The 15,929-nt window shown below is 68.8% G+C and carries 12 protein-coding genes; 8 read left to right on the forward strand and 4 right to left on the reverse strand.

What is annotated here, in order from left to right:
* Nucleotides 1-161: 161 nt before the first annotated feature.
* From D6M19_RS22290 to D6M19_RS22300, 3 genes are read right to left on the reverse strand one after another with little or no spacing between them, the layout of a single operon-like run.
* Nucleotides 162-791 carry a TetR/AcrR family transcriptional regulator gene (locus D6M19_RS22290; protein WP_123027432.1) on the reverse strand — a complete coding sequence of 210 codons (630 nt, stop codon included), beginning with the start codon at nucleotides 789-791 and terminating at the stop codon, nucleotides 162-164.
* 17 nt (nucleotides 792-808) lie between these two features.
* Nucleotides 809-1,663 carry a MurR/RpiR family transcriptional regulator gene (locus tag D6M19_RS22295; protein ID WP_123027433.1) on the reverse strand — a complete coding sequence of 285 codons (855 nt, stop codon included), beginning with the start codon at nucleotides 1,661-1,663 and terminating at the stop codon, nucleotides 809-811.
* Nucleotides 1,660-2,466 (reverse strand): class II glutamine amidotransferase, encoded by an 807-nt coding sequence (locus tag D6M19_RS22300; protein WP_123027434.1) that lies wholly within the window; start codon nucleotides 2,464-2,466, stop codon nucleotides 1,660-1,662. The genes D6M19_RS22295 and D6M19_RS22300 overlap by 4 nt, the downstream gene beginning before the upstream one ends.
* 121 nt (nucleotides 2,467-2,587) lie before the next feature.
* On the opposite strand from D6M19_RS22300, the gene D6M19_RS22305 reads away from it, so the two are divergent.
* The 5 genes from D6M19_RS22305 to D6M19_RS22325 are packed head-to-tail and all read left to right on the forward strand — an operon-like array spanning nucleotide 2,588 to nucleotide 9,336.
* Nucleotides 2,588-3,907 carry a type I glutamate--ammonia ligase gene (locus tag D6M19_RS22305; RefSeq protein WP_123027435.1) on the forward strand — a complete coding sequence of 440 codons (1,320 nt, stop codon included), beginning with the start codon at nucleotides 2,588-2,590 and terminating at the stop codon, nucleotides 3,905-3,907.
* A gap of 30 nt (nucleotides 3,908-3,937) precedes the next feature.
* Nucleotides 3,938-5,425, forward strand: coding sequence for an APC family permease (locus tag D6M19_RS22310; protein ID WP_123027436.1), 1,488 nt, complete (start codon nucleotides 3,938-3,940; stop codon nucleotides 5,423-5,425).
* A complete protein-coding gene (locus tag D6M19_RS22315; RefSeq protein ID WP_123027437.1) occupies nucleotides 5,422-6,729 on the forward strand; it encodes an aspartate aminotransferase family protein in 1,308 nt (435 codons plus the stop codon). The genes D6M19_RS22310 and D6M19_RS22315 overlap by 4 nt, the downstream gene beginning before the upstream one ends.
* The gene (locus D6M19_RS22320; RefSeq protein WP_123027438.1) at nucleotides 6,716-7,891 is read left to right on the forward strand and encodes an amidohydrolase family protein; all 1,176 of its coding nucleotides are present in this window, start codon (nucleotides 6,716-6,718) and stop codon (nucleotides 7,889-7,891) included. The genes D6M19_RS22315 and D6M19_RS22320 overlap by 14 nt, the downstream gene beginning before the upstream one ends.
* Nucleotides 7,891-9,336: an aminotransferase class I/II-fold pyridoxal phosphate-dependent enzyme gene (locus tag D6M19_RS22325; RefSeq protein ID WP_123027439.1), complete on the forward strand. Its 1,446-nt coding sequence runs from the start codon at nucleotides 7,891-7,893 to the stop codon at nucleotides 9,334-9,336. The genes D6M19_RS22320 and D6M19_RS22325 overlap by 1 nt, the downstream gene beginning before the upstream one ends.
* 11 nt (nucleotides 9,337-9,347) lie before the next feature.
* Here the strand turns inward: D6M19_RS22325 and D6M19_RS22330 are convergent, their stop codons facing one another.
* Nucleotides 9,348-10,499, reverse strand: a complete 1,152-nt coding sequence (locus D6M19_RS22330) for a glycoside hydrolase family 3 N-terminal domain-containing protein (protein WP_123027440.1) — start codon at nucleotides 10,497-10,499, stop codon at nucleotides 9,348-9,350.
* 83 nt (nucleotides 10,500-10,582) lie between these two features.
* On the opposite strand from D6M19_RS22330, the gene D6M19_RS22335 reads away from it, so the two are divergent.
* The 3 genes from D6M19_RS22335 to D6M19_RS22345 are packed head-to-tail and all read left to right on the forward strand — an operon-like array spanning nucleotide 10,583 to nucleotide 15,928.
* A complete protein-coding gene (locus D6M19_RS22335; protein WP_123027441.1) occupies nucleotides 10,583-10,756 on the forward strand; it encodes a DUF2613 domain-containing protein in 174 nt (57 codons plus the stop codon).
* A 1-nt stretch (nucleotide 10,757) separates the two neighbouring features.
* A complete protein-coding gene (locus D6M19_RS22340) occupies nucleotides 10,758-15,005 on the forward strand; it encodes an alpha-(1->3)-arabinofuranosyltransferase (RefSeq protein ID WP_206428599.1) in 4,248 nt (1,415 codons plus the stop codon).
* A complete protein-coding gene (locus D6M19_RS22345) occupies nucleotides 14,951-15,928 on the forward strand; it encodes a phosphotriesterase family protein (protein WP_123027442.1) in 978 nt (325 codons plus the stop codon). The genes D6M19_RS22340 and D6M19_RS22345 overlap by 55 nt, the downstream gene beginning before the upstream one ends.
* Nucleotide 15,929: the final 1 nt, after the last annotated feature.

Here is a 15,929-nt window from a genome sequence, read left to right on the forward strand (position 1 = left end):
GGATCTGCGGAGACTTTTGATGGTCAAGAAACCGAAGGGAGCTTAGCCATGGGCACCGCAATCAAGGACGACGTCTTCACGAGGGACATATCCGACGCGGCCCTCGAAAACATGGGCGGCATGTCAGCCGCCGCCCAAGCCGCTTGTTCGCTGTGGAGCAGCTACGAAGCGTGCGGTTGCACCTGCTGACCGTCCTTGTCTGACGGCGTGCCTTTCAGTCCCCGCCAGAACAGGTTGATCATCAGCGCAGCGGCCTCGTCCACATCGGCGTCGCCGGTGCTGACCCGGTGGGCCACCGCCTCGCCCGCACCCACGAGGGCGACGGCCATCATGTTGAAATCGGCATCGGGTTCGGGGTGTCGGGTGCCCGATGCCAGCAGCCGCGCCACCAGGTCGATGATCCGCTCGCGACCCTCGCGCACCGTGTGTGCGAATGCCTGCGAACTGGTCGCCTGGGTGTACAGCACCATCCACGAGGCACGGTTGGCATCGATGTAGTTCAGGAACGACAGAACGGCGTTGCGCAACAGGTCCTTCGGGCTCTGCTTGAAGTCGATCTCGGCCCGCACCGTTTCGACGAACCGGCTCAGTTCGCGGTCCAGGCACGCGCCGAAGAGCTCCTCCTTGGAGCCGTAATAGAGGTAGAGCATCGGCTTGGAGATCTGGGCCTGCGCGGCGATGGCGTCCATCGACGTCTCGTGATAGCCGTTGACGGAGAACATCTGCACTGCGGCGTCCAGCATCTGCTGCTCACGAACGGCACGTGGAAGTCGTTTGGTGCCACCTGCCATTACTCGAGAATAGCTGGTCAGGGCAGAAGCTCGGTGCGGCGCTGCTCCTCCCACAGCGCCATCCGCGTGCGCGCAGGTTCGCCGAGTGCGTCCATCACCAGTGGGATCAACAATTCGGTGAGCAGGAAGCCCGCGGCCATGCTCTGATACGTGGTCCCGACGGTGCTTGACGCCGCGAGCACCACCTCCGCGTCGGGTGCGACCGGACACGCCAGGTCGTCGGTGATGAGCAGGACCGTCGCCCCGGCGCGGTGCACCCGCAGCGCGAGGTCCGCGGCGCTTCGCTGATAGCGGTGGTAATCGAACAGCACGACGACGTCGGCGCGCGTCAGTTCGAGCATCGCACCCATGTCGCTGCCGTCCGGATCGGCGAGCAACCGCACCCCCGGCCGCAGCTGTTCGAGATGTGCGGCGAGGTGCATGGCCAGTAGATGCGAGAAGCGTCCGCCGTGCAGATACAGGGCCCGTCCGGTGTCCGACAGCAGCGCGACCGCGGCGTCGAGCGCCGATGTCGGCAGCGCCGCCAGCGTGTCGACGGCTCGCTGGTTCTGGGCCCGCGCCTGCTGCAGCAACCGGTCGAGAAGACCTCCGGCGGGTGGGGCATCGGGCAGCCGGGTGATCGGGCCGTTCGACCGGGCCGACAGCTCGGCACGCAATGCGACCTGCAGATCGGTGAACCCGTCATAGCCAAGCGACTGCGCGAACCGGAGCACCGTCGGTGGGCTGACCTCGGCGCGTTCGGCCAGCCGGGCGGCGCTGGCCAGCCCTGCGCTCGGATAGTCGGCGAGAAGGGTCCGGCCGACCCTGCGTTCGGCCTTGCTCAACGTCGGCAAGGCCGAACTCGTCCGCGCCGCGACGGTCTCTGCGGTCACGGTGTCGAGGGGGTCATCAGCGGCAACGTCGCCATCGACAGGTCATACATCGAGATCGACGTGACGGTCTCCGGCTCGAGCGGTCGCCAGTCGAGGTCGCCGAAGCCCGTCGAGGCGACAACCACCCTGTCCTCGTCGGGACGTGCCCAGCGCATTCCGAAGTAGTCCTCGAGGTGTTCGGCGGGGAGGTCGGCGGCCGTGATCTCCGCGATGTCCTCGTCGGGCAGCCGGCTGCGGGCGTGTGCGTGCACGGCGATCAGCTGGTTTTCGCCGAGGATGAGCGAGTTGAGGCTGGCGTCGGGAAAGATCTCGCGCAGCTGCGACACCGCCCGCCGGACTGCTTCGGCCAGGCTTGGCGACGAGGCGCGGTGCTGGCGGATCAGGCCGAAATAGCGCTCGCTGTCGGTGGTGCCGCGAAGCGTCGCGGCGGTTTCGGATGTGATCAGCTGTTCGAGCTCTCGGATCGGCTTGACGGAACCATTGTGCGCCATGGTAATTCGCTCGGCGAGGAACGGGTGTGAGTTCTCCGGCCGGACGGCGATCCCGGTGGTCGCCCAGCGCAGGTGGACCAGGCTCGCCGCCGACCGCCGGTCATGGGTGGCGCTCACGAAGTGCGGGTCGTCGAGCGCGCTGCCCGCCGACACCTCGATCGTCGGGTCGTGACCGGGCAGTCGGACGCGGGCGATGCCCCACCCGTCGCCGTGGATCTTCGTCAGGGCCACGAAGTCGTTCAGCACGCGCTCACCGACGGCCTGCGCCACGGAAATGGGGGTGGCGGACACGACACCCAAGAGTCGGCACATAGCGACACCCCTTCGAACGGACCAAAATTTTATGAATCGATCCTCTAGCGCAGATCTTAGAGATCATGAAACATTTGTGACATATACGGCTCGCACACTCGTTGATGTCCGAGGAGGTTCAATGCCGCTACCCAACGATGTCGAGGGGCTGCATGCCGAGGGCGTCGCACTCGTAGCGGGTTCGATAACCGACCTGGCAGGCGTGACGCGCGCGAAGTACGTGCCGCTGCGCCGACTCGACGCCTTCCAGCGCGCAGGCATGGGCGTCTCGCCCTCGTGGAGTGTCTTCTGCGTCGACAGCGGCATCGCGTTCACCCCGAACATCGGCGTCGACGGCGACCTGCGGATCCGCATCGATCCCGCCGACCTTCGACTGATCGACGACGGTATCGCCTGGGCGCCGGGCGACCTCACCGATCAGGGCGGCGCCCCCGCCGCACTGTGCACCCGGTCGCTGCTTGCCGGTGTCGAATCGGCCTTGCACGCAAAGGGTTTGACCGCCAGGGTCGGCGTAGAGCTGGAGTGCACGATGCTGTCGGCAGAGGCAGGCCACGCGTCGGCCGATCCGTGGTCACCCTACGGTGTGCGCACGTCGCTGGACCGCGCGGCGTTCCTCGTCGACCTCGCCGCGGCCGCCGACCGCGCCGGGCTACCCGTCGAGCAGATCCACACCGAGTACGGCCACGATCAGCTCGAGGTATCCATCGCTCCGAACACTCCCGTCGCCGCGGTCGACACCGTTGCCGCGGCGCGCATCGTGATCGGCCGTGCCGCCGCCAGGCACGGCATGCGAATCTCGTTCTCGCCGGTGCCCTTCGAGGGCGAGGCGGGCAACGGCGCGCATCTGCACATGTCGCTGTCCGACGACGAGGGGCCGCTGTTCTCCGGCGGCGACGGCCCTTACGGCATGCGCAAGGCGGGCGAGTCCGCGATCGCGGGGGTGTTGCAGACGCTGCCCGACCTTCTCGGCGTCTACGCGGGCTGCGTGCTGTCGGCCGCAAGGCTGAAACCGGGCAACTGGGCGGGCGCCGCGCAGTGCTGGGGTCTGGAAAACCGCGAAGCCGCAGTGCGATTCGTCGCGGCCACGCCGGGCACCCCGCACGGCGCCAACGTCGAGCTCAAGCTTGTCGATCCCAGCGCCAACCCCTACCTCGCCGCGGTGTCGTTCCTCGGCAGCGCACTGCGAGGCATCGAACAGGGACTCGAGCTGCCCGCCGAGGTGCCGAAGGACCCGGCCAAGGCCGCGCAGCCACCGCCGATGCTGCATACCGACCAGCAGACGGTGATCAAGGCCCTCGAGACCTCGCCGGTCGCAGCGGACCTGCTGACCCCGGCGGTCATCGAGGGTCTGGTTGCGGTTCGCCGCTACGAGATCACCACATTCGGCGACCGGCCACCGGCCGAAACCACCAAAGCCCTGCGGCTGGCCTGGAGCTGCTGACCAAAACCCTCGCGCACGAAGGAGAGATCGATGGCTACGAACACACCGGCAGTCCCCTCGGACGACGTCGACCAGATCCCCCGTCGACAGCTGCCGTTCTGGGTGGCGCTGGCGCTTTCGGTGGCCCTCGTCGGGCCGACCCTGGCGATGTCGGGAAACGGTCAGGGCCTGATCGGCACCGTCGGGAAGTCGATCCCGTTGGTGTTCCTGATCGGCCTGGTTGGCGTGTCGCTGGTCGGCTACAGCTTCGTCCGGCTCACCCGGCATCTCAATCACGCCGGATCCTCATACGGATTGGTCGGCGGCACCATCGGGCCGAGGGCGGGGTTCTTCGCCGGTTTCGCGATGTTGGGCGCGTACTGGGCCTTCTCCATCGGCACCCTCGCGTTGACCGCGGCGTTCACCAACGCGTTCATCGCCGGGCTGCAACCCGACAGTGAAAACCCGCGCCAGGCGCCGTGGGTGCTGATCGTCGTGATCGCGGCGGTGATCTCGTTCCTGCTGTCCGGCCGCGATATCAGGCTGCTGGCCAAGGTCCTGCTCGCCATCGAGGGCATCGGCATTCTGGCCATGATCGTGCTCGTCGTCGTGATCCTGGGGAAGGGCGGCGCTCCGTCGACGGGCATCGACTTCTCGGTGTTCTCGCTCTCCGGTGGCGTCGCGCCGTCGGCGGTGCTCGCGGGCGTCGTCGCAGCGTTTCTGTCCTGGGCGGGCTTCGAGGCGTGCGCGTCGATGGGCGAGGAGACCGACAATCCCGGCCGCAATATCCCGCGGGCGCTGGCGGGCACGCTGCTGCTGACCGGCGTGCTGTTCGTCGTCGTGATGTTCGCCCAGGTGAACGGTTTCGGCACCGATCAGGCGGGGCTCGACGCCTTCCAGAGTTCGGGAAACACGTTGGGCGACTTGGGTACTACCTACGTAGGACAGTGGTTCGGCCTCGTCGTCATTTTCACCGCGATCGTGTCCGCGTTCGGCTGCCACCTGGCGACATCGGCGACCTCGGGCCGGATGCTCTACGCATTCGCCCGCGACGGCTTCGGCCCGAAGGCCTTGGCGCACATTCACGCCGCCACCGGCGGCCCGCGCAGCGCCACCTGGCTGGTCGTGGTCGTCGCGTTGGTGGTCAACCTCATCTGTGCCGCTGTCGGCTGGCCGGACATGGGCACGGGCAACGACGCGATCAACACCTATTTCCTGTTCGCAGTCGCCGGTTCGGTGTGCCTGATGGTGTGCTACCTGTTGGTCGAGGTCGCAGCGGCGTGGTTCGTCGGCTCCCCGAAGTTCCTCGACGTGCACGGCGGCAAGGGCAAGGCGCTCGGCCTGGTGCTGCCGTTGCTGGGTGCGCTGGTGATCGTGGTGGTGCTGTGGTTCAACGTCAAGGACGCCGAAACATGGTCCGCCGCACCGCTGCTCGGTCTCTACTGGTGCATCGTCGGGTTGGTCATCGCGCTGGCGGCCTCGGGTATTGCCAAGCGCGTCGGCGAATCGCTTTCGGCCGAATTGAACTTGAAGTCGTGAGCACGCTCTACGAGCGGGACGAAGCGTCGATCGCGGGCATCGAGAAGCTGCGGTTCTTCCCGCTCGAGGTGGTGTCCGGGCACGGCTCGACTCTGGTCACCCCCGACGGCCGCGAACTGCTCGATCTGTCGGCCACCTGGACGGCCTGCGGGCTCGGGCACGGGCATCCGGCGGTCGCCGAGGCCGTCAGCAGGGCGGTGCGCACGGCGCCCGGCGCAGGCGGCCTTTCGGCGGTGCATCCCGATTCCGTCGGCCTCGCCGAAGACCTGCTCGCGCTTGTGCCGGGAAGCGGCGAGCGACGAGTTTATCTGGGCCACGCGGGATCTGACGCCAACGATGTCGCCCTGCGGGCGTGCAGGCACGCGACGGGCAAGCGAACGGTAGTCGCGTTCGAACACAGCTATCACGGCGGCGTCGGCGTTGCCATGGGCGTCTCGGGCGTGCACGTCGACGCCGGGGCGGCGCCGGATCCCGACGTCGTCTTCCTCCCCTACCCCAACCCCTTCCGGCCCACGGGCGGCGGCATCGACGCGGACGTCGCCGAGTGCCTCGACCTCGCCGAGAAGCACTTCGCGACCGGCGCCATCGCCTGCCTGATCGTCGAGCCGATTCTGTCCGACGGCGGGCTTGTGGTTCCGCCGGACGGCTTCCTCGGGCAACTGCACGAACGCTGCCGTGCCCACGGCGTGCCGATGATCTGCGACGAGGTCAAGATGGGCCTGGGCAGGCCGGGCACCATGCACGCGTTCGAGCACGACGGCGTGGTGCCCGAGATCGTGACATTCGGCAAGGTGCTCGGAGGCGGCCTTCCGCTGTCGGCTGCGGTCGGCCCTGCGGAGATTCTCGACGAACCGCCCGCCGCGGCGCTGCTGACCACCGCGGGCAATCCGGTGTGTACGGCGGCAGGCCGGGCGGTTCTGGCCACGATCGTCGCCGACCGGCTTGCCGAGCACGCGGCGAAAGTCGGTGCGGCCCTTCAGGACGCGCTACGAGGGCTGGCCGGGTCGCCGGGCGCGGACCGCATCGGCGAGGTGCGCGGCCGCGGCCTGGCGATCGGGCTTGAACTGGTCGACCCGCAGACCGGTGACCGCGATCCGCGGTTCGCCGCGCAGGTCGTCTACCGTGCCTGGGAGTTGGGTGCGGTGGTCTTCTACGTCGGCGGCAACGTCCTGGAGATCACGCCGCCGCTGGTGCTGACCGAGGACGAGGCGGCACGAGCGGCCGTCATTCTCGGAGACGCCATCGCCGACGTCGCCGCAGGGAAGGTCGATGCGGAGGAGGTCGCGCGGTATGCCGGTTGGTGATGCGCCCGACGTCTTCAGCGGGGTCGAGCATCGGGTGCCCGATGCACTGGCCGACCGGCTGCGCGACATCGCCCTTGTCGACCATCACGTCCACGGCGCGTTCAACAAACCGGTAGACCGGGCCGGTTTCGAGGCGTCGATCAACGAGGGGTCGACCGACCCCGTTCCAGATTTCATGACGATGTTCGACTCCCCCCTCGGCCTCGCCATCCGACGTTGGTGCGCCCCCGTTTTGGGGTTGCAGGCGCACGCGCCCGCCGACGACTACTGGGCCCGCCGCAGCGAGCTCGGGCCCGACGAGCTGACCGCAGCGATGCTGACCCGGGCCGGCGTAGCCCGCTGGGTCGTGGACACCGGCTTCAAGGGTGACCTGCTCACCACCACCGATCAGCTCGCCGAGCTCAGCGGCAGGCCGACGTCGGAGATCCTGCGGCTGGAACGACTCACCGAGGATCTACTCGAGGCCGGGACGGATCCCGACGACTTCCCCGCGGCGTTCCGGAGTGCCCTGCAGGGTGCGGTGAACTCGTCGGACATCGTCGGCACCAAGACCATCGCCGCCTACCGCACGAATTTCGACATCGACTGGTCGCGTCCGACCGACGTCGCGGTCGTCGAGCACGCCCGCTCACTTGCCGCCCAGGGCAGCGACTTACGTGTCGACAGCCCGGTTCTGATCGCCTTCGGCGTGCACGAGGCCGCCGACCACGGGCTGCCGGTGCAGGTACACGTCGGCTTCGGGGACCGGGACCTCGATCTGAACCGCACCGACCCGCTGCTGCTGCTGCCGCTGCTGCGCACCATGACACCCGTCCCGGTGCTACTGCTGCACTGCTACCCGTTCCACCGTCAGGCCGGTTACCTGGCGCAGGCGTTCGATCACGTGAATTTCGATGTGGGCCTTGCCATCAACTATCTCGGTGCCCGATCAATCGGTCTGGTCGCCGAGGCGCTCGACACCGCGCCGTTCGCCAAGCAGCTGTACAGCTCGGACGCGTTCGGACCGCCTGAGCTCCATCTATTGGGGGCGGTGCTGTGGCGGCGCGCTATGGGCCTGGTCCTCGGGGAGTGGGTGCGTGGCGGCGACTGTGGCGAGCAGGATGCGATCGCGATCGTCGAAATGATCGGTGCACACAACGCCGCCCGCGTGTACGCACTCTGATGCACTCCGCTGCACCGCTTTTCGACGCGCTGAAACACTTCGTCGAGCGGGACCAGGCTCCGTTCTACAGCCCCGGGCACAAGGGCGGCCGGACCCTGGACCCGTGGTTCCGCGACAACATCGCGGCGATCGACCTGAACAATCTCCCCGACACCGACAACCTGCACAGCCCTGCGGGCCCGATACTGGCCGCCGAGCGGCTGATCGCTGATGCGTGGGGCGTGCCGCAGAGCTTCATCGTCGTACAGGGGTCAACGGGCGGGAACATCGCGGTGGCCTTTTCGGCACTGCATCCCGACGAGCCCGTGCTGGTCGCCCGGAACGCGCACAAGTCCGTGTTGGCGGGGCTTGTGCAGGTCGGTGCGCGCCCGGTCTGGCTCGAGCCACGCTGGGACGCGGAATTCGGTGTCGCGCATGGGCTTGACGCCGCCGTCGTCGAAAGCACCTTCGCCAACAGCGCCGCCAAAGCGCTCTGGATCCTGCACCCGACGTACTACGGCACATGCGGCGACATCGGTGTGCTCGCCGGCATGTGCCGCCGCAACGACGCCAAACTCCTTGTCGACGGCGCGCATTCACCACATTTCGCCTTCCATCCCGACCTGCCTGCAAGTGGCGAGACGTCCGGTGCCGCAGCGACAGTGCAGTCGGTGCACAAGATCCTTTCCGGCCTGAGCCAGGCTGCTGTGCTGCATGTCGACACCGCCGTGATAGACCCCGCCTCGGTTCGCAGGGCCCTGCAGCTGATCCAAACCACCAGCCCGCATTTCGCGATCATGACGTCGATCGACCTCGCCAGGCGGCAGATGATGCTCGATGGCCGAGCACTTCTGGACCAGACGCTGGACCGGGCAAGGCGAACGGCCGACCGGCTGGAGGACATCGACGGTCTGCGGGTGCTGCGGCAGCACGACCTGGCGGGCGCGGGAACCGGCCTGCACCAACTCGACGAGACCAAACTTCTCATCGGCACGAGCGGGTTGGCCGCCGATGCGCGCGAGATCGTGGGACGGCTCAACAGCATTCACGGTGTGCAGCCAGAACTGGCGGGCACCGGGCATGTGTTGTGCATCACCACGATCGGCAACACCGACCGCGACATGGACCGTCTGGTCGCGGGTTTCACCGAAGTCGCCGCGCACGTCGGGCGGAACGACGAGAACCAACCCGCCGGGCTGACCGCAGACGTGCTCGCGGTCCGACCCGAGACGGCGCTGACGCCGCGCGAGGCGTTCTTCGCCGCCGACAAGACGGTTGCGCTGGCGCAGGCGTCGGGACGCATCGCCGCCGAGGCCATCACGCCCTATCCGCCTGGCATCCCGCTGGTGATGCCAGGCGAGCGATTCAGCGCGGACGTCATCGCGCTGCTGTCCGCGCTCCGCACCGCGGGCAATCCGATCAGCGCGGCGGACCCGTCATTGGAAACGGTGAAGACCGTCCGCTGAACCCGGGCGCGTCAGCACTTCGGATTGGGGCCCTTCTGGGCTGCCACCTTGAGCACCGACTCGTCGACGCGGCCCTGCGACAGCTCTCCTGCCGCCAACGCCTTCTCCAGCCTGTCCAGCACCGCAGGCACCTCGTCGGTGGTGACCCACAGCGCGACGTCGGCACCGGCCTGCAGCGCCTTGAGCACCGCGTCGGAGACGCTGTAGCGCTGGTTGATGGCGCCCATGCTGGAGAGGTCGTCGCTGTACACCAGGCCGTTGAACCCTGGACCGCCGTAGCCGCCCGAGCGCAGCAGCCCGTAGGCCGCGGGGCTGAGGCTGGCGGGGTCGGTGCCGGTGAGGCCTGGCACCTGCATGTGGCCGACCATGACGGCGACCGGCGCCTGGGTGGTCAACGTCTGGTACGGGATCAGGTCGCCTGCCTTCAGTTCGTCCAGCGGAGGGGTGACGACGCCCCCCTCGTGGGAGTCGCCCGACGCGTGGCCGTGGCCGGGGAAGTGCTTGAGCACGGGCAGCACACCGGCGTCGCGCAGCCCCTGGGCGTAGGCGCCTGCGAACTCGATGACCTGCGCCGGATCCGAGCCGAACGAGCGGTCGCCGATCACCTCGTCGTCGGATTCTTCTGTGACATCGACGACCGGTGCGAAGTCGATCGTGACGCCGAGGCCGCGCATGGCCTGACCGCGCTGGAACGCGATGCCGCGGACCTCGTCGGGTGTCATGGTCTGAGCGAGCACCCGCGGCGACGGCTGGCTGCCGATCAGGGTGGCCAGCCGTGACACCCGGCCGCCCTCCTCGTCGACGCTGACCGCGAGCGGCAGCGGGCTCGCGGTCGCCGCGATGTCGGCCAGCGGCGCGCCCATCATCGACAGGTCGGTCCAGCTGCCGATCATGATGCCGCCGACGTGCTGGTTGTCGACAACGGCGCGGGCATCGTCCGCCCCTGTGACACCGACCATCAGCAGCTGGGCCAGCTTGTCGCGGGTCGACATCGCCGCGAGCACGTCACCGCAGGCGGGCGGCACCGGCGCGGCGGGCAGCGGCCGGTCCATGGAGGTGTTCGACGGGTTGGCTTCGGTGGCGGGCTTCTCGGTGGTGGACGAGCAGGCCACCAGCAAGCCGGTCAGCGCCGCGAGCGCACCCAGTAGACGGGGAAGGGCCATGGGGTCATGCTGTCACGGCGCGGCACGGGCGCCAGAACGGGCGCTCATCTGCGGACATGGACCCGCGTGTTAGTTTGGGCCGCATGGACCGGTTTCTGGTGCCCGCTGCGGCAAGCATCGTTGTCGGCCTATTGCTTGGCGCGGCCGCCATCTTCGGGATCACGCTGATGGTGCAGCAGGACACCAAGCCCCCGGTGCAGGCAGGCGATCCGGCGTCGGCCGTGCTGAACCGTGTCGAGTACGGCAACCGAAGCTAGCCTGACGCCGCTTTCCCGCCGCTGGATCTGGCTGGTCGCGGCGCTGTCTCTGGCGCTGACGTTCGCGCAGTCGCCGGGCAAGATCTCGCCGGACACCAAACTCGATCTCACCGCCAACCCGCTGCGGTTCCTTGCGCGCGCGCTCAACCTGTGGAACAGCGAGCTGCCGTTCGGCCAGGCGCAGAACCAGGCCTACGGCTACCTGTTCCCGCACGGCGCCTTCTTCCTGCTCGGCGATGTCGTCGGGCTTCCCGGCTGGGTGACTCAGCGGCTGTGGTGGGCGCTGCTGCTGACGGTCGGGTTCTGGGGGCTGCTTCGGCTGGCCGAGGCGTTGGGCATCGGGTCGCCGGGGTCGCGGGTGATCGCTGCTGCGGCGTTCGCGCTGTCGCCGCGTGTGCTGACCACGATCGGCGCCATCTCGTCGGAGACGCTGCCGATGATGCTCGCGCCGTGGGTGCTGCTGCCGGTCGTCCTCGCGCTGCGCGGCTCCGGGTCGGTGCGGGTGCTCGCCGCGCGGTCGGCGCTGGCGCTCGCCCTGATGGGCGCGGTCAACGCGGTGGCCACGCTGACCGGCTGCCTGCCCGCGCTGATCTGGTGGGCGTTTCACCGGCCGAACCGAGTGTGGGTGCGGTTCACCGCGTGGTGGGCGCTGGGTGCGGTGCTGGCCGTCACGTGGTGGGTGGTGGCGCTGGTCATGCTCGGCCGGATCAGTCCGCCGTTTCTCGACTTCATCGAATCGTCCGGTGTCACAACGCAATGGACGTCGCTAACCGAGGTGCTGCGCGGCACCGACAGCTGGACCCCGTTCGTCGCGCCGGACGCCACCGCAGGCGCGACGCTTGTCACCGGAACCGTTGCAGTGTTGGCCACCACGCTCGTCGCCGCGGCAGGCCTTGCCGGGTTGGCGATGCGCACGATGCCTGCCCGCGGCCGGTTGGTGACGATCCTGCTGATCGGGACAGCCCTGTTGGCGGCCGGATACGCGGGCGGCCTTGGATCGCCTCTGGCCCATGCGGTTCAGACGTTCCTTGACGCCGAAGGAACCCCGTTGCGCAACGTGCACAAGTTGGAGCCGCTGATCCGGCTGCCGTTGGTGCTCGGCCTCGCGCATCTGCTTGGCCGCCTGCCGCTGCCTGGCAGCGTGCCGCGGCGGGAGTGGGTGCACGCCTTCGCGCACCCCGAGAACGACAAGCGCGTCGCGGTCGGCATCGTGGTGCTGGTCGCGCTGGCGACGGGCACGTCGCTGGCGTGGACGGGTCGGCTGACCCCACCGGGAGCGTTCGACGCGATCCCGCCGTACTGGCACGAGACCGCCGCCTGGCTCGACGAGCACAATTCGGGTCCCGCGCCGGACGTGGGCACCTCCGGCTTGCGGGGGCGGGTGCTTGTGGCGCCCGGCGCCCCGTTCGCCACTCAGGTGTGGGGATCCAGCCACGACGAACCGCTTCAGGTGCTCGGCAGCAGCCCGTGGGGTGTGCGTGACTCGATTCCGCTGACACCGCCGGAGACGATCCGCGCGCTGGATTCTGTTCAGCGGCTGTTCGCCGCCGGGCGGCCATCCGCCGGTCTGGCTGATACCCTTGCCAGGCAAGGGATTTCCTACGTCGTCGTGCGAAACGATCTCGACCCGGAGACCTCGCGGTCGGCAAGGCCGGTGCTGGTGCACCGCGCGATCGACGGCTCGCGGGGACTGTCGAAGGTCGCCGAGTTCGGCGACCCGGTCGGGCCGGGCACGCTGCCGGGCTTCATCTCCGACAGCGGCTTGCGGCCGAAGTACCCGGCCGTGGAGATCTACCGGGTCGACGCCATGGACCAGCCGGGTGCGCCGTATCTCGCCGACACCGACGCGATGGCCCGCGTCGACGGCGGGCCCGAGGCGCTGCTGCGCCTCGACGAGCGCCGCAGGCTGTCCGACCAGCCGCCGCTTGGGCCCATGCTGTTGACCGCGGACGCACAGCGCGCCGGGCTCCCGACACCGGTCGTCACCGTCACCGACACCCCGCTGTCGCGCGAGACCGACTACGGCCGCGTCGACGACCACTCGTCGGCGATCCGCGCGGAAGGCGATGCGCGGCACACCTTCAACCGGGTGCCCGACTATCCCGCAGGCGATGCCCGCATGGTGGCAGGCGCCTGGACCGGTGGCCGGATCACGGTGTCGAGTTCGGCGTCGGACTCCACCGCGCTGCCCAACGTCTCGCCCGCGAGCGGACCGACCGCGGCCATCGACAGCGACTCCTCGACAAGCTGGGTGTCCAACAGCCTGCAGGCGGCGCTGGGCCAATGGCTGCAGGTCGACTTCGACCACCCCGTCACCAACGCCACCATCACCGTGACACCGAGTGCGACGGCGGTCGGTGCGCAGGTCCGCCGGATCGAGATCTCCACCGTCAACGGCACCAGCACGCTGCGCTTCGACGAACCGGGGAAACCGATCACCGCGGCGCTGCCGTACGGCGAGACGCCGTGGGTGCGGATCACCGCGGTCGGCACCGACGACGGGTCACCGGGCGTGCAGTTCGGCATCACCGATTTCACGGTCACCCAGTACGACGCCTCCGGTTTCGCCCAGCCGATCGAACTCCGTCACACCGTGTCTGTGCCGGGACCACCGTCGAACGCCGTTGTCGCACAATGGGATCTGGGTTCCGAGCTGCTGGGCCGGTCCGGTTGTGCCGACGGACCCGACGGCGTGCACTGCGCGGCGACGATGGCGCTGTCGCCGGAGGAACCGGTGAACCTCAGCCGCACACTGACGGTGCCAGAACCGATATCGGTCACCCCGACGGTGTGGGTGCGGCCGCGACAGGGACCCCATCTCGCCGACCTGATCCGCCAACCGGGCACGGCGAGGGCCGAAGGCGACTCCGACCCGATCGACGTGCTCGGCTCGGTCTATGCGGCCACCGACGGGGACCCGCGCACCGCGTGGACCGCACCGCAGCGGGTGGCGCAATTCCATACGCCGCCCACCCTGACGTTGAAGCTGCCGTCCGCCCGCGAGGTGGGCGGCCTGCGGCTGGCGCCGAGTTCGTCGACGCTGCCCGCACATCCGAAGCTGGTGGCGATCGACCTCGGGGACGGCCCGCAGGTCCGTCCGCTCACCGGCGACAAAGCACAGTCGGTGTCGCTGCAGCCGAAAGTCACCGACACGGTCAAGGTTTCCATTCTGGACTGGGACGACGTGATCGACCGCACGGCACTGGGTTTCGATCAGATCAAGCCGCCGGGCCTGGCCGAGATCACCGCGCTCGACGCGCAGGGCCGACCCATTGCGGCCGCCGACGCCGCGCGCAACAGGCAACGCCCGGTGATACTGCCGTGTGGCCGAGGGCCGATCATCGCCGTCGCTGGCCACTTCATCCAGACCGAGATCAACACCAGCGTCGGCGCGCTGCTGGACGGCGAGCCGATTCCGGCGAGGCCCTGTCGGCAGGACCCCATCGCGCTGCCGCCGGGGCAGCAGGAACTTCTGATCAATCCCGGCGCGGCGTTCGTCGTCGACGGTGTGCAGCTGGTCGGACCTCTCGGTCGTCGATTGCCAAGCGCCGCAATGGAACCTGTTCAGAACAAGGCATGGACACCCGATCACCGCGAGGTGGACGTGCCTGCGTCGCAGGCGTCACGCATCCTCGTGGTGCCCGAAAGCATCAACCCGGGTTGGACTGCCCGCACCGCCGACGGCACCGAGCTGAGCCCGGTGACCGTCAACGGCTGGCAGCAGGGCTGGGTCGTGCCCGCTGGCACGGCGGGCAGCGTCACGTTGTCGTTCGGCGCCAACGCCGTCTACCGCGCAGGCATCGCGGGCGGGTTGGCGCTGCTGCCGATACTGGCGTTGTTGGCGCTCGTGCCCCCACGACGACCACCGCCGCCCGCCGACCCGGCGAAGCCGTGGCGGCCCAACGGCGTCGCGACGAGCGTGGCGATCCTGGCCGTCGGCGCCGTCATCGCAGGCATCGCGGGCGTCGTGGTGATGGGCGCGGCGATCGGCGTCCGCTACCTGCTGCGCAATCGTCCCCGGCTCGATGACGCCGTCACCGTCGGCACAAGCGCGGGCGGGCTGATCGTGGCGGGTGCGGTGCTGTCGCAGAACCCGTGGCGATCGGTGGACGGTTACGCCGGGCACTCCGCGGGCGTCCAGCTGCTTGCGCTGATCTCCGTTGCCGCGCTCGCGGCGTCGCTAGCATCGGCGGAGTGCCGCAAGTGGATACCGCCCGAGGAGCCATCGACACCGCCGACCTCGGTGTGACCCTGATGCACGAACACGTCTTCGTGCTGTCTCATGAAGTCAACGCCAACCACCCCGAGGTGTGGGGCGACGAGGCCACCCGCGAGGCCGACGCGATCAACCGCCTGCGCGAGCTCAAGTCCCGCGGCGTCGACACCATCGTCGACCTGACGGTCATCGGGCTCGGCCGCTACATTCCGCGCATCGCCCGCATCGCCGCGGAGACCGACATCAACATCGTCGTCGCCACCGGCCTCTACACCTACAACGACGTGCCGCTGTACTTCTCCCTGCGCGGGCCGGGAACGCTGCTCGACGGCCCCGAGATCATGACCGAGATGTTCGTCGGTGACATCGCCGAAGGCATCGCAGGCACCGGCATCAAGGCCGCGATCCTCAAGTGCGCCACCGACGAACCGGGTGTCACCCCCGGCGTGGAGCGGGTGCTGCGGGCGGTCGCTGCGGCGCACCGCGAAACCGGCGTGCCGATCACCACGCACACCCATGCCGCCACCCGTCGCGGGTTGGACCAGCAGCGGATCTTCGGTGAAGAGGGCGTCGACCCGTCCCGTGTCGTGATCGGGCACAGCGGCGACACCACCGACATCGGCTATCTCGAAGAGCTGATCGCCAACGGCTCCAACATCGGCATGGACCGCTTCGGCCTCGACGTCTTCCTGTCCACCGAGGAGCGGGTGAACACGGTGGCGACGATGTGCGAGCGTGGGCACGCCGACAAGATGGTGTTGTCGCACGACGCGTCGTGCCTGCTGGATTGGCTGCCGGAGGAAGTCGTGCCCGTCGCATTGCCGAACTGGCACTATCTGCATATCCACAACGACGTGCTGCCCGCATTGAAGGAGCGTGGGGTGACCGACGAGCAGATCACCACCATGCTCGTCGACAACCCGCGCAAGATCTTCTCCGCCAAGGGTGGCTACTGAG

Origin of the sequence: Mycolicibacterium stellerae (assembly GCF_003719305.1) — a bacterium.
Classification (GTDB): Bacteria; Actinomycetota; Actinomycetes; order Mycobacteriales; family Mycobacteriaceae; genus Mycobacterium; species Mycobacterium stellerae.

Coding starts and splice junctions, on each gene's coding strand:
- D6M19_RS22290 (WP_123027432.1), bottom strand. CDS start 791: ATGGCAGGTGGCACCAAACGACTTCCACGTGCCGTTCGTGAGCAGCAG.
- D6M19_RS22310 (WP_123027436.1), top strand. CDS start 3,938: ATGGCTACGAACACACCGGCAGTCCCCTCGGACGACGTCGACCAGATC.
- D6M19_RS22330 (WP_123027440.1), bottom strand. CDS start 10,499: ATGGCCCTTCCCCGTCTACTGGGTGCGCTCGCGGCGCTGACCGGCTTG.
- D6M19_RS22320 (WP_123027438.1), top strand. CDS start 6,716: ATGCCGGTTGGTGATGCGCCCGACGTCTTCAGCGGGGTCGAGCATCGG.
- D6M19_RS22300 (WP_123027434.1), bottom strand. CDS start 2,466: ATGTGCCGACTCTTGGGTGTCGTGTCCGCCACCCCCATTTCCGTGGCG.
- D6M19_RS22305 (WP_123027435.1), top strand. CDS start 2,588: ATGCCGCTACCCAACGATGTCGAGGGGCTGCATGCCGAGGGCGTCGCA.
- D6M19_RS22335 (WP_123027441.1), top strand. CDS start 10,583: ATGGACCGGTTTCTGGTGCCCGCTGCGGCAAGCATCGTTGTCGGCCTA.
- D6M19_RS22325 (WP_123027439.1), top strand. CDS start 7,891: ATGCACTCCGCTGCACCGCTTTTCGACGCGCTGAAACACTTCGTCGAG.